At 63.0% G+C, this 22,529-nt stretch carries 17 protein-coding genes and 1 pseudogene; 15 read left to right on the top strand and 3 right to left on the bottom strand.

Translation table 11 applies throughout. The features are described from left to right. The first annotated feature begins 186 nt into the window (after positions 1 to 186). The 5 genes from AC3WJP_RS26695 to AC3WJP_RS26675 all read left to right on the top strand — a co-directional run bounded on the left by AC3WJP_RS26695 (position 187) and on the right by AC3WJP_RS26675 (position 7,302). The gene (locus tag AC3WJP_RS26695) at positions 187 to 5,043 is read left to right on the top strand and encodes an NAD-glutamate dehydrogenase (RefSeq protein WP_493721376.1); all 4,857 of its coding nucleotides are present in this window, start codon (positions 187 to 189) and stop codon (positions 5,041 to 5,043) included. Positions 5,044 to 5,235: 192 nt separating this feature from the next. Next, on the top strand, positions 5,236 to 5,751 hold the full coding sequence (locus AC3WJP_RS26690; RefSeq protein ID WP_493721377.1) for a hypothetical protein: 516 nt from the start codon (positions 5,236 to 5,238) through the stop codon (positions 5,749 to 5,751). Positions 5,752 to 5,801: 50 nt separating this feature from the next. Further along, positions 5,802 to 6,308 (top strand): hypothetical protein, encoded by a 507-nt coding sequence (locus tag AC3WJP_RS26685; RefSeq protein WP_493721378.1) that lies wholly within the window; start codon positions 5,802 to 5,804, stop codon positions 6,306 to 6,308. Between the two features lie 36 nt (positions 6,309 to 6,344). Further along, positions 6,345 to 6,779 carry a hypothetical protein gene (locus AC3WJP_RS26680; RefSeq protein ID WP_493721379.1) on the top strand — a complete coding sequence of 145 codons (435 nt, stop codon included), beginning with the start codon at positions 6,345 to 6,347 and terminating at the stop codon, positions 6,777 to 6,779. Between the two features lie 10 nt (positions 6,780 to 6,789). Continuing rightward, a complete protein-coding gene (locus AC3WJP_RS26675; protein ID WP_493721380.1) occupies positions 6,790 to 7,302 on the top strand; it encodes a hypothetical protein in 513 nt (170 codons plus the stop codon). 114 nt (positions 7,303 to 7,416) lie between these two features. On the opposite strand, the gene acnB is transcribed toward AC3WJP_RS26675, so the two are convergent. Next, positions 7,417 to 10,026: a bifunctional aconitate hydratase 2/2-methylisocitrate dehydratase gene (gene acnB / locus AC3WJP_RS26670; protein ID WP_493721402.1), complete on the bottom strand. Its 2,610-nt coding sequence runs from the start codon at positions 10,024 to 10,026 to the stop codon at positions 7,417 to 7,419. 402 nt (positions 10,027 to 10,428) lie between these two features. Between acnB and AC3WJP_RS26665 the strand changes: the two genes are divergently transcribed. The 6 genes from AC3WJP_RS26665 to AC3WJP_RS26640 all read left to right on the top strand — a co-directional run bounded on the left by AC3WJP_RS26665 (position 10,429) and on the right by AC3WJP_RS26640 (position 16,620). Next, entirely contained in the window at positions 10,429 to 10,911 is a 483-nt protein-coding gene (locus AC3WJP_RS26665) for a DUF1289 domain-containing protein (protein ID WP_493721381.1), read from the top strand. Between the two features lie 117 nt (positions 10,912 to 11,028). Then, the gene (locus AC3WJP_RS26660; protein WP_493721382.1) at positions 11,029 to 11,628 is read left to right on the top strand and encodes a MiaE family protein; all 600 of its coding nucleotides are present in this window, start codon (positions 11,029 to 11,031) and stop codon (positions 11,626 to 11,628) included. Positions 11,629 to 11,847: 219 nt separating this feature from the next. Beyond that, positions 11,848 to 12,324 carry a MarR family winged helix-turn-helix transcriptional regulator gene (locus tag AC3WJP_RS26655; protein WP_493721383.1) on the top strand — a complete coding sequence of 159 codons (477 nt, stop codon included), beginning with the start codon at positions 11,848 to 11,850 and terminating at the stop codon, positions 12,322 to 12,324. Then, positions 12,321 to 13,790 carry an efflux transporter outer membrane subunit gene (locus AC3WJP_RS26650; RefSeq protein WP_493721384.1) on the top strand — a complete coding sequence of 490 codons (1,470 nt, stop codon included), beginning with the start codon at positions 12,321 to 12,323 and terminating at the stop codon, positions 13,788 to 13,790. The genes AC3WJP_RS26655 and AC3WJP_RS26650 overlap by 4 nt, the downstream gene beginning before the upstream one ends. 15 nt (positions 13,791 to 13,805) lie before the next feature. Further along, complete coding sequence (locus AC3WJP_RS26645) at positions 13,806 to 15,029, top strand: HlyD family secretion protein (protein ID WP_493721385.1); 1,224 nt, start codon at positions 13,806 to 13,808, stop codon at positions 15,027 to 15,029. A 61-nt stretch (positions 15,030 to 15,090) separates the two neighbouring features. Next, complete coding sequence (locus tag AC3WJP_RS26640; RefSeq protein ID WP_493721386.1) at positions 15,091 to 16,620, top strand: DHA2 family efflux MFS transporter permease subunit; 1,530 nt, start codon at positions 15,091 to 15,093, stop codon at positions 16,618 to 16,620. 54 nt (positions 16,621 to 16,674) lie between these two features. Here AC3WJP_RS26640 and AC3WJP_RS26635 read toward each other — a convergent pair whose 3' ends face one another. Continuing rightward, entirely contained in the window at positions 16,675 to 17,484 is an 810-nt protein-coding gene (locus AC3WJP_RS26635; protein ID WP_493721387.1) for a prolipoprotein diacylglyceryl transferase family protein, read from the bottom strand. A 193-nt stretch (positions 17,485 to 17,677) separates the two neighbouring features. On the opposite strand from AC3WJP_RS26635, the gene AC3WJP_RS26630 reads away from it, so the two are divergent. The 3 genes and pseudogenes from AC3WJP_RS26630 to AC3WJP_RS26620 all read left to right on the top strand — a co-directional run bounded on the left by AC3WJP_RS26630 (position 17,678) and on the right by AC3WJP_RS26620 (position 20,396). After that, positions 17,678 to 18,361, top strand: a complete 684-nt coding sequence (locus AC3WJP_RS26630; RefSeq protein WP_493721388.1) for a response regulator — start codon at positions 17,678 to 17,680, stop codon at positions 18,359 to 18,361. Then, positions 18,358 to 19,680: pseudogene (locus AC3WJP_RS26625) on the top strand (ATP-binding protein); the annotation flags it as partial. The gene AC3WJP_RS26630 and the pseudogene AC3WJP_RS26625, both read left to right, overlap by 4 nt. Positions 19,681 to 19,850: 170 nt before the next feature. Continuing rightward, positions 19,851 to 20,396 (top strand): GNAT family N-acetyltransferase, encoded by a 546-nt coding sequence (locus tag AC3WJP_RS26620; RefSeq protein ID WP_493721389.1) that lies wholly within the window; start codon positions 19,851 to 19,853, stop codon positions 20,394 to 20,396. Here AC3WJP_RS26620 and AC3WJP_RS26615 read toward each other — a convergent pair. Further along, the gene (locus AC3WJP_RS26615; protein ID WP_493721390.1) at positions 20,348 to 20,887 is read right to left on the bottom strand and encodes a PaaI family thioesterase; all 540 of its coding nucleotides are present in this window, start codon (positions 20,885 to 20,887) and stop codon (positions 20,348 to 20,350) included. The genes AC3WJP_RS26620 and AC3WJP_RS26615 overlap by 49 nt on opposite strands. A 213-nt stretch (positions 20,888 to 21,100) precedes the next feature. Here AC3WJP_RS26615 and AC3WJP_RS26610 point away from each other — a divergent pair, with 213 nt between their 5' ends. Next, a complete protein-coding gene (locus AC3WJP_RS26610; protein WP_493721391.1) occupies positions 21,101 to 22,417 on the top strand; it encodes an MFS transporter in 1,317 nt (438 codons plus the stop codon). The last annotated feature ends 112 nt before the right edge of the window (positions 22,418 to 22,529 follow it).

Below are 22,529 nucleotides of genomic sequence, written 5' to 3'. Positions count from 1 at the left end.
ATACCAAGTGCAACCCGTCAATGCCTCAAAATGTCGCATCCCCGCAAGTTATCAGTTGGCCGGTCTTCTAAGCTGGTGCGCCGTATTTAATTCTTCCCCCTGGTACAAGCTTGACTAAGGTTGATCCGAACAGGGGAAGTGCACGCGACGCTTCATTCGATCACTAGCCAAAGCGGAGTATCACAGATGGCGTTCTTCACCGCGGCCAGCAAAGCCGACTTCCAGCATCAACTGAAAGCGGCACTGGCGCAGCACATCGACGAGCAGGCACTGCCACAAGTGGCGCTGTTCGCCGATCAGTTCTTCGGCATCATCTCGATGGACGAGCTTACCCAGCGGCGGCTCTCCGATCTCGCCGGTTGCACGCTGTCCGCCTGGCGCCTGCTGGCGCGCTTCGAACATGCCCAGCCGCAGGTGCGGGTCTACAATCCCGATTACGAACGCCATGGCTGGCAGTCCACTCATACCGCGGTCGAAGTATTGCACCACGACCTGCCATTTCTGGTCGACTCGGTGCGCACCGAACTCAACCGCCGCGGCTACAGCATCCACACCTTGCAGACCACCGTGCTCAGCGTGCGCCGCGGCGCGCAAGGCGAGCTGCTCGAAGTGCTGCCCAAGGGCAGCAGCGGCGCCGATGTACTGCAAGAGTCGCTGATGTACCTGGAGATCGACCGTTGCGCCAGCGCCGCCGACATGAGCGCGCTGGCCCGGGAGCTGGAACAGGTACTGGTGGAGGTGCGGATCGCGGTCGCCGACTTCGAGCCGATGAAAAACAAGGTGCGTGACCTGCTGGCGTTGGTGGACGAGACGCCTTATGCGGTCGATGAAGACGAAAAAGCCGAGGTCAAGACCTTTCTGCAATGGCTGGTGGACAACCACTTCACCTTCCTCGGCTATGAAGAATTCGTGGTAGCCAGCGATGCCCATGGCGGTCAACTGCAATATGACGAGAGCTCGTTCCTCGGCCTGACCCGCCTGGTCCGCAAAGGCCTGACCGCCGACGACCTGCGCATCGAGGACTACGCCGTCAGCTACCTGCAGGAACCGCTACTGCTTTCCTTCGCCAAGGCTGCGCACCCGAGCCGCGTGCACCGTCCGGCCTATCCGGATTACGTGTCGGTGCGTCAGCTCGATGCCAGCGGCAAGGTCATCAAGGAATGCCGTTTCATGGGCCTGTACACCTCGGCGGTGTATGGCGAGAGCGTTCATCAGATCCCCTACATCCGCCGCAAGGTCGCTGAAATCGAGCGGCGCTCCGGCTTCGACGCCAAGGCTCACCTGGGCAAGGAACTGGCCCAGGTGGTCGAGGTGCTGCCGCGCGACGACCTGTTCCAGACCCCGGTCGACGAGCTGTTCAACACTGTCATGGCCATCGTGCAGATCCAGGAGCGCAACAAGATCCGCGTGTTCCTGCGCAAGGACCCGTACGGGCGTTTCTGCTACTGCCTGGCCTATGTGCCGCGTGATGTCTACTCCACTGAAGTGCGGCTGAAAATCCAGCAGGTGCTGATGGAGCGTCTCAAGGCCAGCGACTGCGAGTTCTGGACCTTCTTCTCGGAATCGGTGCTGGCGCGGGTACAGTTGATCCTGCGCGTCGACCCTCGCGTACGCCTGGACATCGACCCTGCGCAGTTGGAAAACGAAGTGATCCAGGCCTGCCGCTCCTGGCAGGACGACTACGCCGCACTGACCATCGAGAGCTTCGGCGAGGCCCAGGGCACCAACGTGCTGGCGGACTTCCCCAAGGGCTTCCCGGCGGGCTACCGCGAGCGTTTCGCCGCCCACTCGGCAGTGGTCGACATGCAGCACTTGCAGGCGTTGTCCGACAGCCGCCCGCTGGTGATGAGCTTCTATCAGCCGCTGGCGCAGTCCGGCGAGCGCCAGTTGCACTGCAAGCTGTACCACGCCGATACGCCGCTGGCGCTGTCCGACGTGCTGCCGATCCTCGAGAACCTCGGCCTGCGCGTGCTGGGTGAATTCCCTTATCGCGTGCGCCATCGCAATGGCCGCGAATACTGGATTCACGATTTCGCCTTTACCTACAGCGAAGGCCTCAAGCTCGACATTCAGCAGCTCAACGACACCCTGCAGGATGCCTTCGTGCACATCGTCAACGGCGATGCCGAAAACGATGCCTTCAACCGCCTGGTATTGACCGCCGGCCTGCCGTGGCGTGACGTTGCCCTGCTGCGTGCCTACGCGCGTTATCTCAAGCAGATCCGCCTGGGCTTCGACCTGGGTTACATCGCCAGCACCCTCAACAACCACACCGACATCGCCCGTGAGCTGACGCGCCTGTTCAAGACCCGTTTCTACCTGGCGCGCAAGCTGGCCGGCGACGATCTGGACGACAAGCAACAGCGCCTGGAACAGGCGATTCTCAGCGCCCTCGACGATGTCCAGGTGCTCAACGAAGACCGCATCCTGCGCCGCTATCTGGACCTGATCAAGGCGACCCTGCGCACCAACTTCTATCAGCCGGACGCCAATGGCCAGGCCAAGTCGTATTTCAGCTTCAAGTTCAATCCCAAGCTGATCCCCGAGCTGCCCAAGCCGGTGCCCAAGTTCGAGATCTTCGTCTACAGCCCGCGGGTCGAAGGCGTGCATCTGCGCTTCGGCAACGTCGCCCGTGGCGGCCTGCGCTGGTCCGATCGCGAAGAGGACTTCCGCACCGAAGTGCTCGGTCTGGTAAAAGCCCAGCACGTGAAAAACTCCGTCATCGTGCCGGTCGGTGCCAAGGGTGGTTTCCTGCCGCGACGTCTGCCGCTGGGTGGCACTCGCGATGACATTCAGAACGAGGCGATCGCCTGCTACCGAATCTTCATTTCCGGCCTGCTGGACATCACCGACAACCTCAAGGACGGCGGCGTGGTGCCACCGGCCAACGTCACCCGCCACGACGGCGATGACCCCTACCTGGTGGTGGCTGCCGACAAGGGCACCGCGACCTTCTCCGACATCGCCAACGGTATTGCCATCGACTACGGCTTCTGGCTCGGCGACGCGTTCGCCTCGGGCGGTTCGGCCGGTTACGACCACAAGAAGATGGGCATCACCGCCAAGGGCGCCTGGGTCGGCGTGCAGCGGCACTTCCGCGAGCGCGGCATCAACGTCCAGGAAGACAGCATCACCGTGGTCGGCGTCGGCGACATGGCCGGTGACGTGTTCGGCAACGGTCTGTTGATGTCGGACAAGCTGCAACTGGTGGCGGCGTTCAACCACCTGCACATCTTCATCGATCCCGACCCGGAGCCGGCCAGCAGTTTCGCCGAGCGCCAGCGCCTCTACGATCTGCCGCGCTCGGCATGGAGCGACTACAACACCGCGATCATGTCGGCGGGCGGCGGGATCTTCTCGCGCAGCGCCAAGAGCATCGCCATCAGCCCGCAGATGAAGGCACGCTTCGACATCCAGGCCGACAAGCTGACCCCGACCGAGCTGCTCAACGCCTTGCTCAAGGCACCGGTCGATCTGCTGTGGAACGGCGGCATCGGTACCTACGTCAAGGCCAGCAGCGAGACCCACGCCGATGTCGGCGACAAGGCCAACGACACTCTGCGCGTCAACGGCAACGAGCTGCGTTGCAAGGTGGTAGGCGAGGGCGGCAACCTGGGCATGACCCAGCTGGGCCGGGTCGAGTTCGGCCTGCTCGGCGGTGCGACCAACACCGACTTCATCGATAACGCTGCGGGCGTCGACTGTTCCGACCATGAGGTCAACATCAAGATCCTGCTCAACGATGCGGTGCAGGCCGGGGACATGACCGAGAAGCAGCGCAACCTGTTGCTTGGCAGCATGACCGACGAGGTCGGCCATCTGGTGCTGGGCAACAACTACAAGCAGACCCAGGCGCTGTCATTGGCGGCTCGTCGCGCTTACGAGCGGATCGCCGAATACCGTCGTCTGATGGCCGATCTCGAACTTCGCGGCAAGCTCGACCGCGCCATCGAGTTCCTGCCGTCCGAAGAGCAACTCAACGAGCGCATCGCGGCCAGGCAGGGCCTGACCCGTGCCGAGCTCTCGGTGCTGATTTCCTACAGCAAGATCGACCTCAACGAAGCCTTGCTGGCCTCTCAGGTGCCGGACGACGACTACCTCACTCGCGATATGGAGACGGCCTTCCCGCCATCCTTGGTGAGCAAGTACGCCGAACCCATGCGCCGTCATCGCCTCAAGCGCGAGATCGTCAGCACCCAGATCGCCAACGATCTGGTCAACAACATGGGCATCACCTTCGTGCAGCGGCTCAAGGAGTCGACCGGCATGAGCGCGGCCAACGTGGCCGGTGCCTATGTGGTGGTGCGCGATATCTTCCACCTGCCGCACTGGTTCCGCCAGATCGAGGCGTTGGACTATCAGGTGGCGGCCGATGTGCAGCTGCAACTGATGGACGAGTTGATGCGTCTGGGTCGTCGCGCCACGCGCTGGTTCCTGCGCAGCCGCCGCAACGATCTGGACGCCGGGCGTGACGTGGCGCACTTCGGGCCGCACATCGCCGCCTTGGGGCTCAAGCTCAACGAGCTGCTCGAAGGTCCGACGCGCGCCCTGTGGGAAGAGCGCTATCAGGGTTATGTCGCCGCCGGAGTGCCGGAATTGCTGGCGCGCATGGTCGCCGGTACCAGCCACCTTTACACCTTGCTGCCGATCATCGAGGCATCGGACGTGACCGGGCAATCGGCCGCCGACGTGGCCAAGGCGTTTTTCGCCGTCGGCAGCTCGCTGGAGCTGAACTGGTACCTGCAGCAGATCAGCAGCCTGCCGGTGGAAAACAACTGGCAAGCGCTGGCACGTGAAGCCTTTCGCGATGACATCGACCACCAGCAGCGGGCCATCACCATCTCGGTGCTGCAGATGAACGATGCGCCGCAAGAGGTCGAAGCGCGGGTCGCCTTGTGGCTGGAGCAGCATGAGGCGATGGTCAAGCGCTGGCGCTCGATGCTGGATGAACTCAAGGCCGCAACCGGTACCGATTACGCCATGTATGCGGTGGCGAACCGCGAGTTGATGGATCTCGCGCTGAGTGGTGCAGTGACCTCTTGAGTTCGCTCAACTGACCGGCGCGCGTTGCGCGTCGGTTGCCGATATCGCAATGCCCCGCTCGAAAATCGAGCGGGGCATTTTTTTCGTCGGGATTTTTTCACTCTGCCAGTGTGCTGGGCGTCATGGTCATATGCTTTCCAGCGCCCCGACAGGCGCTTGAATGCGCCACAACATCAACAGGGAGGAAGCGTCATGGAAGATCTGATTGGACGTTCGTTTACGGCACAGCTCATGTGCAGATGTGAGGCTGGCCGCGGCGCCATCCAGCTGTCGCCGGACGCAGGTGTGGCCCGGGGCGGCTGGCTGCTGCTCTCAAGCAATCCTGAGTCCGCCAGTCGATTGAGATTTGCATATCAGGGCGAGGCCGAGGGGCGGTTCCTGTACGCAATCACGGGTACGGATGAATCTGCGGCTTACGCTGGCGCAGCATTGGGCATCAGTACCAGTGGATTTCTGGGGCTGTACAACATCGCCAGCGTCACCAATCGATGGAAGATCGAAGTGACCGCTCAGGCGCACGCCGGGCGCCCGGCACGCTTCTGGCTGCGCAGTGCTGCGGGTGAGCGGGTGGCGTTGATAAACAGCGAGCGCAAGAGCGGCCAGCGATACGGTGCGCAGTACTGCGCGGGTGGCAAGTCGATCTATCTCAATGTCAGGAGAGGCTCGATTGTCGAGTTCATGCTTCGCGACGCCATTTTATCGGATTGAACACTGGGCGCTCGTCATCCTCGGATGAGGCGCTCGACAGGAGAAAGATCATGGATGAATCGGCTGAAAAATCATTCAAAGCGCAATTGATGTGTGTCACCAAGGGCTTTCGTGGTCTGGTGGCAGCAACCACTGAGGGAGGGTTCGCGAAGCAGGGCTGGCTTGTAGTGGACGGCAAAGCCAAGAGCGCCGTGACCTTCGACTTCAAGTACCTCGGACTTGCCGAGGGACGGGTTCTCTTTGCGATCAAAGGGGGTGAGGATGCTGCGGGTTATGAGGGGGCGCCGCTGGATGTCAGTCGCAACGGCTACCTTGGCTTCTATCCTTCCGTGGATCAGGCAGCGGTCTGGCGTATGGAAATTACCAGCAAAGACAGCCAAGGCAAGCCGCTGCGTTGTCTGTTACGCAATGCCGATGGCAAACGCGCTGGAATTCAAACGAAGACATCGCGCAGCGGTTCTCTCGCTGATGGCTACAGCGCCTATGTTCGGCGCGTGGGCTATCTGAATGTACTGGATGGCGTGATCGCCGAATTTGAAATCAGGTATCAAGGCTGATGCCTGTCAATATGAACAACGGAAGAGGATTCCATCATGCATGAGTTTTCAGAAAAATCATTTATCGCATCCCTGTCTTGCGTTAGCGAGAAATTTGAAAAGCCGTTGAATGTAGTGGCGGTCGATGATGGCGAGGGGCATGTCTTCAGGTGCCTGGATGACAAAGAGGCCACCGCGCTGACGTTCAACTTTCGAGGCATGATGGACGGGATGCCGACATTCGAAATTCTCTCGGTCGATGCGAGCATGGTCGTGGCAATTGATGTCAGCGGTGCTCTTGGTCTCTACCCGGTCGCTGACTGCAATGGACTATGGAGTTTGTTTGTGTCGGCCGAAGGCGATGAGCAAACCCCGGCGCGTATCCAGCTCAGGGATATCGACGATGAACTGGTACTGGTTGATGGTGACGTGATCAACGTGATGGACGGCATCGAGGGGATATTCGAGTTGCGTTTGATCGAGTGGTGCTGAGGAATTGATCATGGACGACATTATCGGCAAGTCATTCATCGCCCGTGTGCGCAGTGTCACGCCGCAGTTTTCGGGGCCGATCGGATTTTCCAGTCGGCATGAATTCGGCAAAAGTGGCTGGCTGTTGCGTGGGGGCAGCGATATGCCCGCAGTGCCGTTGCAGTTCGACTATCTGAAGCATGAAGATGATCGTCTTTACTACGACATCAGCGCAGCACCGGCTCGCCATGAGTATGCGGGGGCCAAGCTGGGGGTCAGTATCAATGGCTATCTGGGGTTTTATCAGCTCGCCAAGGTGACGGACGCCTGGAAGGTCGAACTGATCGGCGACGGATCGATCAAGGAAGGGTTTCGTTTCTATTTGCGCGACAGTGATGGGCAGCGCGTAGCGGTTTCTTCTGAGGAAGAACAATTGGGCAATCTGGCAAATCCTCAGCCCAGCAATCTCAGGCGCTACGACTATTTGAACGTGTCGGTGGGGCAGATCATCGAGTTGGAGGCACAGGTGCTGGAGGTGCTTTGATCGGCAATACGGCGCGTCAAGCCCGTCGCAGGGCTCAATAAAAAACCCGTCAGATGAACTGCCCACTGTAACCGGGCAGTCCCGCTGACGGGTTTGTTTTACGGCGGGTTTTGCTTACGCCTGAACCACCGGAATGTTCGCGCTGGCGGCTGCCTCACGGAACTCGGCGATCTGGTCGAAGCTCAGGTAGCGGTACACGTCCGCTGCCATGCTGTCGATGCTGGCAGCGTACTCCATGTACTCCTCGACGGTTGGCAGCTTGCCCAGGATCGAGGCTACGGCGGCCAACTCGGCGGAAGCCAGGTAGACATTGGCGCCATCGCCCAGACGGTTCGGGAAGTTACGGGTCGAAGTCGACACCACGGTGGAGTTCGGTTCTACCCGTGCCTGGTTACCCATGCACAGCGAGCAGCCCGGCATTTCCATACGTGCGCCAGCCTTGCCGTAGATGCCGTAGTAGCCTTCTTCGGTGAGCTGGTGCGCGTCCATCTTGGTCGGCGGCGACAGCCACAGGCGCGTCGGCAGTTGGCCCTTGACCTTGTCCAGCAACTTGCCGGCAGCGCGGAAGTGGCCGATGTTGGTCATGCACGAACCGATGAACACTTCGTCGATCTTCTGGCCTTGAACGCTGGACAACAGACGGGCGTCGTCCGGATCGTTCGGCGCGCAGAGCACGGGCTCCTTGATGTCGGCCAGGTCGATCTCGATGATCTCGGCGTATTCTGCATCGGCGTCGGCAGACAGCAAGTCCGGCTTGGCGATCCAGGCTTCCATCGCTTGTGCGCGACGTTCCATGGTCCGAGTGTCACCGTAGCCTTCGCTGATCATCCAGCGCAGCAAGGTGATGTTGGACTTCAGGTACTCGGCGATGGCTTTTTCCGGCAGCTTGATGGTGCAACCGGCTGCGGAGCGCTCGGCCGAGGCGTCGGACAGTTCGAAGGCTTGTTCGACGGTCAGGTCGTCAAGGCCTTCGATTTCCAGGATGCGGCCGGAGAAGGCGTTGATCTTGCCTTTCTTCTCGACGGTCAGCAGGCCGTTCTGGATGCCGTAGTACGGAATCGCGTGAACCAGGTCGCGCAGGGTGATGCCAGGGTTCAGCTTGCCCTTGAAGCGCACCAGTACCGACTCCGGCATGTCCAGCGGCATGACGCCGGTGGCAGCGGCAAAGGCGACCAGACCGGAACCGGCCGGGAAGGAGATGCCGATCGGGAAGCGGGTGTGCGAGTCGCCACCGGTGCCGACGGTATCAGGCAGCAGCATGCGGTTCAGCCAGCTGTGGATGATGCCGTCGCCGGGACGCAGGGACACGCCGCCACGGGTGCGGATGAAATCCGGCAGGGTGTGGTGGGTGGTGACGTCGATCGGCTTCGGATAGGCCGCAGTGTGGCAGAACGACTGCATGACCAGGTCGGCCGAGAAGCCCAGGCAGGCCAGGTCTTTCAGCTCGTCGCGGGTCATCGGGCCGGTGGTGTCCTGGGAGCCGACGGTGGTCATCTTCGGTTCGCAGTAGGTGCCAGGACGTACGCCCTTGTCCGCTGGCAGGCCGCATGCCTTGCCGACCATCTTCTGCGCCAGGGTGTAGCCCTTGCCGGTGTCGACCGGGGCTTCCGGCAACTTGAACAGATCGGTCGGGCCCAGGCCCAGTTCGGCACGGGCCTTGTCGGTCAGACCGCGGCCGACGATCAGCGGGATACGGCCGCCGGCGCGGACTTCGTCAAGCAGGACCGGGGTTTTCAGTTCGAAAGTGGTGATCACTTCGTCGCTGTCGTGCTTGCAGACCTTGCCCTGGTGCGGGTACAGGTCGATGACGTCGCCCATGTTGATGTTGCTGACGTCGAACTCGATCGGCAGCGCGCCGGCGTCTTCCATGGTGTTGTAGAAGATCGGTGCGATCTTGGAGCCGAAGCAGAAACCACCGGCGCGCTTGTTCGGCACGTACGGGATGTCGTCGCCGAAGAACCACAGCACGGAGTTGGTCGCCGATTTACGCGACGAACCGGTACCGACCACGTCGCCGACGTAGGCGACCGGGAAGCCATCGCCGTACATCTGGGCGATCTGCTTCATCGGGCCGATGGAGCCTTGCACGTCCGGGACGATACCGTCACGGGCCATTTTCAGCATGGCCAGGGCGTGCAGTGGGATGTCAGGGCGCGACCAGGCATCCGGAGCGGGGGAGAGGTCGTCGGTGTTGGTTTCGCCGGTGACCTTGAAGACGCGCAGGCTGATCTTGTCGGCCAGGGTAGGACGCTTCTTGAACCATTCGCCGTCAGCCCAGGACTGCAGCACGCCCTTGGCGTGAGCATTGCCGTTCTTGGCTTTTTCAGCGACGTCGTGGAAGGCGTCGAACATCAACAGGGTGTGCTTGAGCTGTTCGGCAGCGACGGCGCCCAGATCGGCATCGTCCAGCAGCTCGACCAGGGTGGCGATGTTGTAGCCGCCCTGCATGGTGCCCAGCAGTTCGGTCGCGCGCTTCTTGTCGATCAGAGGCGAGCTGACTTCACCTTTGGCCAGGGCGGACAGGAAGCCGGCCTTGACGTAGGCCGCTTCGTCCACCCCTGGTGGTACGCGGTTGGTGATCAGGTCGACCAGTACGGATTCTTCGCCGGCAGGGGGATTTTTCAGCAGCTCGACCAGGCCTGCAGTTTGTTCGGCGTTAAGCGGCTGGGGCACGATACCCTGGGCGGCACGCTCTTCAATGTGTTTGCGGTAGGCTTCAAGCACAGTCATTACCCTCATCAGTGGTCCCGGATCGGGACGCTCATCCAGTAAATCCCCGCGCCCATGCGCTGCACGGCTTCTTGGGCCGTTTAGCCTGGGTGACGGACATTCCTTGCAGAAGCTGCTTTCAAAGTTTTACGCCTGCAGGACGGGAGGCTTGATGAGGGCTGGGAGCAGGTTAAAAGGGGGTGAAACCTGCATCCATTCCGTCCTGCTGGATCGACTGTGCTCGTGACGCTTTGAAAACAGCTTCCAACGGATATTTTTGTTGCCTTGGAAAGGCTGCACGATTCTACGGCAAAAAAACGAGAAAGGTAAGTTAAGCCCTACGACTTCTGGGGTGACCCTCGTTAGACAAAGGGCTAACATGGGCGTCTGTTCCGCTTGTCAGTGCCCTGTGTCGCCATGTCCAACAACTCCATCAAGACCCCTTGCGTCGGCCTTTGCTCCACTGTTTACGGGGATCTGGTGTGCCGTGGCTGCAAGCGCTTCCACCATGAAGTGATTCACTGGAACGGATACGACGAGGCCGCCAAGCGCGCAGTCTGGTTGCGCCTCGAACAGCTGCTGGTGCAAGTGATGGTGGCCAAGCTGGAGGTGTTCGATGCGATGCGCCTGCGTGAACAATTGCTGCAACGCAAGATCCGCTTCGTCGAGCAGCAATCGGCCTATTGCTGGGCATATCAATTGATTGCGCGCGGTGCGCGAGTGATCGTCAATCTTGAGGCGTACGGCATCGCGCTGTTGCCGGAGTTTCGCGACTGGGACCTGCCGCAGCTGCGCGATGCCATTGATCGGGAATTCTTCATCCTTTCCGAAGCGCACTACGAGCGCTATATCGCGCCCGGCTTTCTCGAAGATGCCCTGGGCGCCAACCGCATCCTGTAGCGAGGGGGCTTGCCCCCGAAAAAGGCCGGTGCCCCGAAAATTTTCGCGGGCGAGCCCCCTCGCTACCTGAGTCTGCGCCCTCTATAATCCCGCGCTTTTGACAGGGGAGCCGTGCCCATGCTGGCCGAAATTCATGATTTTCTCGGTTGCCGCACGCCCCACGCCTGGGTCGAGGCCGCGCTGGCGGACCTGACCACGCTGCTGCTGGACCACAAGAACTGCGAATTCAAGGCGGCTTCCACCGCCCTGAGCATGATCGCGCGTTATCCCGTGCATGCCGACTTGATCAACATGATGTCGCGTCTGGCCCGGGAAGAGCTGGTGCATCATGAGCAGGTCATGCGCCTGATGAAAAAGCGCAAGATCGAGCTGCAGCCCCTCAGCGCCGGGCGTTATGCCTCGGCCCTGCGCAAGCAGGTGCGCAGCCACGAACCGGTGAAGCTGGTGGACACCCTGGTGGTCGGCGCCTTTATCGAGGCCCGCAGCTGCGAGCGTTTCGAGGCGCTGGTGCCGCATCTGGATGAAGAGCTGGGGCGCTTCTACCATGGTTTGCTGAAAAGCGAAGCGCGCCATTATCAAGGCTATCTGAAGCTGGCCTACCAGCATGGTGACGCGGCCGATATCGCCAAGGTCATCGAGCGCGTGCGCATTGCCGAAGCCGAACTGATCGAAACCCCCGACAGCGAATTCCGCTTTCACAGCGGCATACCCGCCTGAAAGACCGACCTCATTCCCTGTAGCGAGGGGGCTTGCCCCCGATAGGCCATAGCTGACACCCCAAGTGGTGTCAGCGCTTGCGTATCGGGGGCAAGCCCCCTCGCTACATTATCAGCGCAACCTATTTGATAGCATGCTAATAAGTGATTTGACATTCGCTGCCTAAGCAGTAACATTTAGACACATTAACTGCCTAGGCAGGGTTTTGGGTCGATTTGCATGAAACACTTCACTCCCGAGAATTTCCAGAGTTGCACCATCGGCCTGTTGCTGGGCCGCAGCTGTGCCCTCAAGGACCGCATTCTCGATACCCATCTGGTGCCCGATGGCGTGACCGCCGCGCAGTTCAAGGTGCTGATCATCATGCAGCAGTTCGAGGTCGACACCCCGGCCGAGCTGTGCCGCTACCTGTCGCTGGACAGCGGATCGATGACGCGCATGCTCGACCGGCTCGAGCAGAAGGATCTGATCCGCCGCCGTCGCAGCGAAGCCGATCGGCGGCAGATTCGCGTCGAGTTGACCGACGCCGGTCGGCAGCTGGCGGACCGCCTGCCGCACATCGGCGCCGATGCAATGAATCAACTGGTAGGCGTGCTCGAGCCGGCCGAACTGGCGGATCTGGAGCGCATTCTGATGAAAGTACTAGTCGCTGCCGGGGACGCCCTGACGATAGCGCGCATAGGTCAAATGAAATGAGCGGAACAACACAACGTCTGCGCCTGAGCCTGGTGCTGGTCGCCATGAGCCTGGCCGGTTGCGCCAATTTTCACGGTCTCGACACCTCGGGCAAAAGCCTCGAGGCTCAGGACCTCAAGGCCGGCCAGTCGCTGGCGGGCATCGCCCTGTCGCCAGCCGCCTGGCCCAAGCGAGACTGGTGGACCAGCCTCGGCGATCCACAGCTCGACGGCCTGATCCGCGAAGCCCTGCGCGACAGCCCGGACATGCAGATCGCCAGCGCCCGCACTCACCAGGCGATTGCCGCCGCGGCGGCTGCGGATGCCGACCGCAGCCCGACCCTGAATGCGGATGCCAGTGTCCAGCGTGCGCGCTTCGACCGTGAGCAGGACCCGCTGGGCGTCGGCGAAGCCTATTCGACCTCGCGCAACATCGAGGCGACCTTCAACTACAACTTCGACCTCTGGGGCGGCCAGCGCGCGGCCTGGGAAGCGGCGTTGGGCCAGGCCCGCGCGGCGGAAGTCGACCGCCAGGCTGCAGCCTTGACCCTGGCCGCCGACGTCGCCCGCGCCTACAGCGATCTGGGCCGGGCGCACATCGTCGCCGACCTCGCCCAGGAAGACCTCAAGCGCACCGGGCAGATGCTCAGCCTCGGCCAGCGCCGACACGTTGCCGGCGTCGACAGCGACTATCAGCTGCAACAGACCGAAAGCCTGCAGGCCAGCTCCCAGGAGCAGGCCATCAATGCCGAGAAGCAATTGGCCAGCGCCCGCATCGCCCTCGCCGTGTTGCTGGGCAAGGGCCCGGACCGCGCCAACGAGATCGCCCGGCCGAGAATCCTGCAACCTGGCGTGGTGCAATTGCCATCGACCTTGCCCGCCGAACTGCTTGGCCGTCGTCCTGATCTTGTGGCGGCGCGCTGGCGGGTCGAGGCGGCGAGCAAGGACGTGGTCGCCAGCAAGACGCGCTTCTATCCCAATCTCAACCTGAGCGCCGCAGCTGGCGTGCAGTCGATCCTCGGTGACGCGCTGCTGGGCGGTCCAAGCCGCTTCTGGAACATCGCGCCGACGGTATCGCTGCCTATCTTCGACGGTGGTCGCCTGCGCGCCAACCTCGATGCCCGGGATGCCGACTACGACCTGGCCGTGGCGCAGTACAACAAGAGCCTGGTCAAGGCGCTGGGGGATGTCAGCGACAGCATCGTCCAGCTGCGCGCGCTCAATCGCCAGATCGAAGCGTCCCAGCGCGCCGTCGACGTTGCCCAGCGCTCCTACGACAGCGTCAGCCAGCGCTACGGCGCCGGCATCGGCAGCTACGTCGATGTGCTGACCATCGAACAACAACTGCTTCAGGCTCAACAACAACTGGCCAGCCTCAACGCCGAGCGGATCGACCAGTCGATCCAATTGATGCAGGCACTGGGCGGTGGCTTCCAGGACGATCAACTCGCCCAGGCACCTTCCGCTACCGCCACGCCGACTGAATAATTCAAGGTACTTGTCATGGCTACTGCCCCTTCCAATACTGCTCCCGACAACACTGCCCAACCGCAGGACAAAGCCGCGCCCGAGAAAAAAGGCGGCGGCAAGCGCAAGCTGATGCTGTTTATCGTGCTGCTCGTGGTGGTGCTCGGCGGCCTCGGCGTCTGGGCCTGGTACGAACTCTACGGGCGCTTCAACGAGAGCACCGACGATGCCTACGTCAACGGCAACGTGGTGGAGATCACCCCGCTGGTCACCGGTACCGTCACCAGCATCGGTGCCGACGACGGCGACCTGGTGCACGCCGGTCAGGTGCTGCTGCAATTCGACCCTGCCGATTCCAAGATCGCCCTGCAGAACGCCCAGGCCAATTTGGCCAAGGCGGTGCGCCAGGTGCGCGGGCTGTACAGCAACGTTGACGGCATGAAGGCCCAGGTCAACGCCCGCCGTGCCGACGTGCAGAAGGCGCAGGACAACTTCAATCGGCGTCGCAGCCTGGCGGCCGGCGGGGCGATTTCTCAGGAAGAACTGTCCCACGCCCGGGACGATCTGACCTCGGCCCAGAGCGCTTTGAACAACGCTTTGCAACAACTGGCAAGCACCTCGGCGCTGGTGGATGCCACGGTGATCTCCGATCACCCGGACGTGCAGGTCGCTGCCGCCCAGCTGCGTGACGCCTACCTGGCCAACGCCCGTACCACTTTGATTGCGCCGGTGACCGGTTACGTCGCCAAGCGCACCGTGCAACTGGGCCAGCGCATCCAGCCGGGCACCGCGACCATGGCGGTGATTCCGCTGAACCAGCTGTGGATCGACGCCAACTTCAAGGAAACCCAGCTGCGCAACATGCGCATCGGCCAGAACGTCGAGATCGAATCCGACATCTACGGCAGCGACATCAAGTACAGCGGCACCGTCGACAGCCTCGGTGCCGGTACTGGCAGTGCGTTCGCCTTGCTGCCGGCGCAGAACGCCACGGGCAACTGGATCAAGATCGTCCAGCGGGTGCCGGTGCGCATTCACATCAATGCCGACGAACTGGCCAAGCATCCGTTGCGCATCGGTTTGTCGACGGTGGTCGATGTCGACCTGCACGACCAGAGCGGCCCGGTACTGGCGCAGCAACCGCCGCAGAAGGCCTCGTTCACCACCAACGTCTATGACCAGCAGTTGGGTGAGGCCGACGCCATGATCGCTCGCCTGATCCACGACAACAGCGCCGCGGGCAGCACCGCCCAGCGCTGATCCGCTGCCATTCGCGCCGCGACGCTGGTCGTCGCGGCGCCACGCCTTCGAAGGACAAGTGATGAGCAACAATGCGTCGTTCACGCCGCCCAGCCTGCTGCTCAGTACCATCGGGCTGTCGCTGGCGACATTCATGCAAGTGCTCGACACCACCATCGCCAACGTCGCCTTGCCGACGATTTCCGGCAACCTGGGGGTGAGTTCCGAGCAGGGCACCTGGGTCATCACCTCGTTCGCCGTGAGTAACGCGATCGCCTTGCCGCTGACCGGCTGGCTGAGCCGCCGCTTCGGTGAGGTCAAGCTGTTCCTGTGGGCGACACTGCTGTTCGTGCTGGCTTCATTCCTGTGCGGCATTTCGACCTCGATGCCGGAACTGGTGGGCTTCCGGGTCATCCAGGGCATGGTTGCCGGCCCCTTGTACCCGATGACGCAAACGCTGCTGATTTCGGTGTATCCGCCGGCCAAACGCGGGATGGCCCTGGCGTTGCTGGCGATGGTCACCGTGGTGGCGCCGATTGCCGGACCCATCCTCGGCGGCTGGATCACCGACAGCTACAGCTGGCCGTGGATCTTCTTCATCAATATCCCGGTGGGTATCATCGCTGCCGGTATCGTGCGTCAGCAGCTGGCGGAGCGACCAGTGACCCTCAGTCGCCAGCCCATGGATTACGTCGGCCTGATCACCTTGATCATCGGTGTCGGTGCGCTGCAGGTGGTGCTCGACAAGGGCAATGACATGGACTGGTTCGAGTCCAATTTCATCATCATCGGCGCGGTGATCGCGGCGATCTCCCTGGCGATCTTCGTGATCTGGGAAATGACCGACGAGCACCCGGTGGTCAATCTGCGCTTGTTCGCCTATCGCAACTTCCGCGTCGGTACCTGCAGCCTGGTAATGGGGTACGCCGGATTCTTCGGTATCAACCTGATCCTGCCGCAGTGGCTGCAGACGCAAATGGGCTACACGGCAACGTGGGCGGGGCTGGCGGTGGCGCCGATCGGTATCCTGCCGGTACTGATGTCGCCCTTCGTGGGCAAGTACGCGCAGAAGTTCGACCTGCGGATTCTCTCCGGCCTGGCGTTCACGGCCATTGGCGCCAGTTGCTTCATGCGTGCTGGCTTCACCAATCAGGTGGACTTCACCCACATCGCATTGGTGCAGCTGTTCATGGGCATCGGCATCGCGCTGTTCTTCATGCCGACCCTGAGCATTCTGCTGTCGGACCTGCCGCCCTCGCAGATCGCCGACGGTTCCGGCCTGGCGACCTTCCTGCGCACGCTGGGCGGCAGCTTTGCCGCATCGCTGACGACCTGGATCTGGATTCGCCGCGCCGATCAGCACCATGCCTATCTGACCGAAAGCATCACCGCCTACGATCCGGCGACGCAGCACGCGATCCAGACCATGGGCGGGGCAGGGCAGACCACCTACAGCCAACTGGATCAGATCGTGCAGAGCCAGGCGTACATGTTGTCGACGGTGGATTACTTCACTCTGATGGGCTGGATGTTCGCCGCGCTGGTGGTGTTCGTCTGGCTGGCCAAGCCGCCGTTCAGCGCCAAGGCAGGGCCGGCGGCGTCCGGGCACTGATTCGCGCTTGGGGCGAGTCTGTAGCGAGGGGGCTTGCCCCCGACAGGTTTAACCTTACAACCCGAACACTTCCAGCGCATGGGCCAGGCTCGCCGCCGACAGTTCACCCAGGTGGGTGCCTGCCAGGCGGCCGTCGGCGCTGTAGAACAAGGTCGTCGGCAAGGCGGCCGAGCCCACCTGTAGCGCCATCGCCATCTGCGGATCGAACAACACCCGGGTGCTATCGATGCCCACGGTGCCGAGGAGGGTGCTGACGTCCGCCACGCTTTCGCCTTGGTTGACCAGCACGAAGGCGACCTGCGGATAGTCCTGCATGGCCTGGCGCAGCACGGGCATCTCCCGTCGGCAGGGCGGGCACCAAGTGGCCCACAAGTTGACCACCATTGGCCGCCCGCGTGGGTCGGCCAAGGGCACCACCAGGCCTGAGGCGTTTTGCAGGTTCAGCGCGGGAATGCGGCGGTGCTGCTCCAGTTGCTCAGTGGTGACGCTGACCAGTACCCACAGCACCAGGCCCGCACTCACGCCCCAGCCCAGCGGACGCTTGAGCGGTGGCCGCCGCCAGGCGACCAACAGCGTGCCCAATACCACAGTGACGACACCGGGCCAGGCCAGGAAGCCGCCATCGCGCAGGTCGATCGCCTGCAGTGGATCGCCGCGGTACTGCGGCCAGTAGCGGGCTACGAAGCCGATACGGGCCATCAGCAGTGCGACCGCGAACAGCCAGAAGATCACCGACTCTGCCATGCGTTTGCCGGGGCGCCGCCGCTCGATCCCCCAGGCCACGAGCATGCCCAGGCCAACCGCCGCCAGCAGGCTCAGGTGTTGCAGCGACAGGGCGAAGGGCCCGAGGTTGAAGCTCAGCATGTGCGGGTATCCAGAATTCAGAGTGATGTCGGCAGGCGCTACCATGACGTCGGGCCATTAACCGCGGATTAACGACGCTGCCGGGCACCGCCGATCGGACGGCCGACGCCTGCTGCGCGCATTCACTATGGCTATAATCCTCGCTTAATCGGCCTCGACCATGCTGCCTCCTTCACGTCCCGCGAGAACCCCCATGCACGTACTGCTTTGTGAGGATGACGACCTGATCGCCAGTGGCATCGTCGCCGGGCTGGGTGCCCAGGGCCTGATCGTCGACCGCGTGGCCACCGCCGCTGCGGCGCAAAGCCTGCTGCACACCGCGCATTTCGATGTCATGGTGCTCGACCTCGGGCTGCCGGACGAAGACGGTCTCAAGCTCCTGCAGCGCCTGCGGCATCTAGGGCAGGTGCTGCCGGTGCTGGTGCTGACCGCCCGCGACGCGGTCACCGATCGGGTCGCCGGGTTGCAGGCGGGTGCCGATGACTACCTGCTCAAGCCCTTCGATCTGCGTGAGCTCAGCGCCCGTCTGCACACCTTGCTGCGCCGTGCCGCCGGGCGCACGGTCAATATCATCGAGCACGGCCCGCTGCGTTACGACCCCAGCAGCCGGGAAGCCTGGCTGGGCGAGGTGGCGGTGGACCTGTCGCGGCGCGAGCAAGCGTTGCTGCAGGCGCTGTTGCACAACCGCGGCCGGGTGCTCTCGGGCGATCAGCTCAAGGACAGCGTCTACGGCTTCAGCGACGAGGTCGAAAGCAACGCTCTCAACGTGCACATCCACCACCTGCGGCGCAAACTGGGCAACGGCATCGTCGAGACGGTGCGTGGCCTGGGCTACCGGCTGGGGCCGGCGCAGTTGCCGACCCAGGAGGGAGCATGAGCCTGCGCTTGCGCCTGAGTCTGATTCTGGGCGGCGCCTTCATCCTGATCTGGGCACTGGCGGCCGCCTGGATGTTTCGCGACTTGCGCAGTCAGATGATGTTTTCCCTCGATCAGCGCCTGGTGGCGTCGGCGCGCATGGTGGCCGGGCTGGTCGATCAGTTGCCCGCGCCGTTGTCGACCCAGGGCAACGGTACCCATTTCAGTGCCGATCAATTGAGCATTCCCGACGGCATGGCGTGCCAGGTCAGCTCGCTGCGCGGCGAAATCCTCGCCCGTAGCCACAGCAGTGCCGAGCAGACGCTGGATGATCAGAAGAGCGGCTTCCACGATCAGGTCATCGACGGCGCCCATTGGCGCAGTTTCACCCTGGCGCGGGATAACGTGCGCATCACCACCGCCGACCGCCAGCAGGAGCGTGAAGCCCTGAATACCTCGATGTTGCTGGCGGCCTCGGCACCGGTGTTGATGGCGCTGCTGGGCAGCCTCGGGGTGTTGTGGCTGGGGGTGCGCCAGGGCCTGGCACCGCTGCATCGCATGCGTGACGCGCTGACCCGACGCAGCCCGGATTCTCTCGAGCCGCTGCAGATAGATCGTCTGCCCAGCGAACTGCAGCCGTTGCAGGCGACCCAGAATGCCTTGTTCCTGCGCATTGCCCGCACGCTGGAGCGCGAGCGCCGGCTGACCGGGGACGCCGCTCACGAGTTGCGCAGCCCGTTGACCGCGGTCAAGACGCACTTGCAGGTAGCGCGCATGACCGACGGCCATGTGCGTGAGCAGGCGTTGGAAAACGCCGAACTGGGCGCCGATCGCTTGCACCGCACGCTGGAGCAATTGCTGCTGCTGGCGCGGGTGGAGGGCAGCCTGTCGTTCGATGACGGTGTGCAGTGCACCGCTGAGCAGGTGGCGCACCTGGCCATCGAGGACGCCAGCCATGGTGATCGCGAACGGATCGATCTGCAGATCCCCCAGCGGCTGCCCGCAGCCTGTCTGGAGATGCCCTCGGCCCTCGCCATCGCGGCGTTGCGTAACTTGCTGGACAACGCCTTGCGCCACAGCCCGGTGACCAGCCAGGTGGTGTTGCGTCTGCGTACCGATGGCGGGCGGGCGTTGTTCGAGGTCGAGGACCAGGGGCCAGGCATCGCCCCGGCCGACCTGCAACTGCTCACCCAGCGTTTCTGGCGCAGTGGGCCGCAGGCGGGCTGCGGCCTGGGGCTGGCCATCGTGCAGGCGATCGTGCAGCGCTGTGCGGGGCAGCTTGATTTCGATAATCGCGACGGTGGTCTGAGCGTGGTGCTGCGCCTGCCACTGCGCACCGTTGCGCCGATAAGCCCTGGGTTTTCCGGGACATCGGCCGTTGTTCCGGGCACGCGGGCGCATTCGCACACTCACGAATTGTAACGCTGCGAAGGTCGCTCGTTGCCGAGGTGAGGCGTATGTTGACGCTGGCCCTTTCGGGGGCCTTACCACTCTGGAGCAGGAGTCATGATATGGATATCTACCCCCAAGTCCTCCCCGCCAAGGCCAGTGACGCCAGCCTTGTCAGTCGCATTCTGGTCCGCTCGTTCCGAGCCGGCTGCGCCCTAGATCATCGTAACAATCCGTTGCTGGTAAATGCCTGGCTGCGCCGTCATTCGGCAGAGCAGGTGACGGCATGGCTCTCGGACAGCACGGCGCAGGTCGAGGTGGCCTGGTTGCAGGGCAAGCCGGTCGGTGTCGGCATGGTGCGCGACACGGGTGAGGTGAGCCTCTGTTACGTGCTGCCGGAGTTTTTCCGCCGGGGCGTCGGCCAGAGCTTGATGAAGTCGCTGGAGCGGCATCTGGCCCGCATCGGCAGAGCGCGCGTGCTGATCTACAGCACGCTCACCGGGCAGGGCTTCTACCAACGTCTGGGCTACCGGGACAACGGCCAGGCATTGCGAGTGGCGAGCGTACCGTTGCGGCCGATGCACAAGCCGCTGCCGCCCCTGGAGGCAGAAACTAGACCTCAGTCGGGCTTGCCGAACAGCATGCAGGTGGTGGTGCCGGTGGCGTAGAGGCGGCCACTGGCATCGACGATTCGGCCTTCGGCGAGGGCGGTGGAGCGGCCTACGTGAACCACCTTGCCCTCGGCGCGAATGGGGCCGGTGGCCTCGTTCATGCCGCGGATATAACTGATGCGCAGGTCCAGGGTGGTATAGCCCTGGCCCTTCTGCAGGCGAGTGTGAATGGCGCAACCCATGCACGAGTCCAGCAAGGTCGCGGCATAACCGCCATGTACCGCACCCAGCGGGTTGTAGTGCCGGGTGTCCGGGGTGCCCTGAAAGGTGAAGGTACCGGGCGACCATTCGATGGGTACGAAGTCCAGCAATACGCCAATGGGCGGGCAGGGCAGTTCGCCGCGGGCGATGCCTTCGAAGAATTCTTTCGGTTCCAGCGCACTGACCTGCGCCATGCTCAGGGCGCCAGGCTCTCCCAATGTGGCGCGGATGGCCGCTTCCTGAGCTTTCCACTGGGCCAGCACTTCTTCCAGAGATGGGGTCTGCATCGGGACGATTCCTTGTTCGGTCGAGGAGAATGCCGCAATAGTATTACGATCGAAATATCAGCGCTGGCCGCATACCCGCCAAACTCCGTGACAAATGGGCCGAGGCTCCTGGGCACGCGTCGCGGGTCGAACCGCCAACGACGGTTTTTGCTATCCTGCGCGCTTTCGGACGGCGCCACGCGAGCGCCGCCAATTTCATCGAAGGATGATTGCATGCCTGCCAAGCCTCAAGCCCCCGCGCTGCGCCTGTCGCGCGGCGACCACAAGACCTTGGGTCTGGCCGCCCTGGGCGGCGCGCTGGAAATCTACGATTTCATTATTTTCGTGTTCTTCGCCTTGACCCTCAGCCAGCTGTTTTTCCCGCCCGAAATGCCGCAGTGGCTGCGTTTGCTGCAAAGTTTTGGCATTTTCGTCACCGGTTACCTGGCCAGGCCTCTGGGCGGCATCCTCATGGCCCACTTCGCCGACCGCATGGGGCGCAAGAAGGTGTTCAGCCTGAGCATCCTGATGATGGCGCTGCCGTGCCTGTTGATCGGCGTCATGCCCACCTACGCCGAGATCGGCTACGCCGCGCCGCTGATCCTGCTGGCCTTGCGCATTCTGCAAGGTGCCGCGGTGGGCGGCGAGGTGCCGAGTGCCTGGGTGTTCGTGGCCGAGCACGCGCCGGCCGGGCGCCGCGGTTATGCCCTGGGCTTTTTGCAGGCAGGCCTGACATTCGGCTACCTGATCGGCGCACTGACCGCCACGGCGCTGGCGCAATTGTTCACCCCGCAGGAAATCCTCGCCTACGCCTGGCGTCTGCCGTTCCTGCTGGGGGGCGTGTTTGGCGTGATAGGCGTGTGGTTGCGCCGCTGGCTGAGCGAGACCCCGGTGTTCCTCGCCCTGCGCGAGCGCAACGCGCAGCGTCAGGAGTTGCCGCTGCGCACCGTGTTGCGCGAGCACCGCCAGGCCATGTGGCCCGCGGTCATCCTGACCTGCGTGCTGACCTCGGCGGTGGTGGTGCTGGTAGTGATCACGCCGACCCTGATGCAGCAACGTTTCGGCATGAGCGCCAGCCACACCTTTGCCCTCAGCAGCCTGGGAATCGTATTCCTCAATATCGGCTGCGTGCTGGCGGGGATGCTGGTCGATCGCATCGGCGCCTGGCGCGCGTTGGTGGTGTACAGCCTGCTGCTGCCACTCGGTGTGGCCGGATTGTACGCCAGCCTGATCGGCGGCTGGGCCTGGCCGGGTGTGGCCTACGCGGTGGCCGGGCTGGGATGTGGCGTGGTCGGCGTGGTGCCGTCGGTGATGGTCGGGCTGTTTCCGGCCGACATCCGTGTCTCGGGTATCTCGTTCACCTACAACATCGCCTATGCCGCCTGGGCCAGTACCACACCGCTGCTGCTGATAGCGCTGGTGCCGTGGAGCCCTTGGGTGTGTGTCGGCTATTGCCTGGTCATGGGCGCGGTCGGTGCGGTGACCGCGCTGCGCTTCGCGCCACCGGTAGACAAGCCAGCGGCGGCGGCGGTGGTGACCGAGCATTCCTGAGCTGTAATATTTCGACAAAGGCCCTTGCGAGGGCCTTTTTTGTGGTGCGCCAGGCATGGCGCGTTGCGCGTAAGCGCAACCAGCTTGGCTGTGGTGGCCACGCTGGTGACTT

The organism is Pseudomonas sp. GW821-FHT01A09 (assembly GCF_058986725.1).
This window is presented reverse-complemented; position numbering and strand designations above follow the sequence as displayed.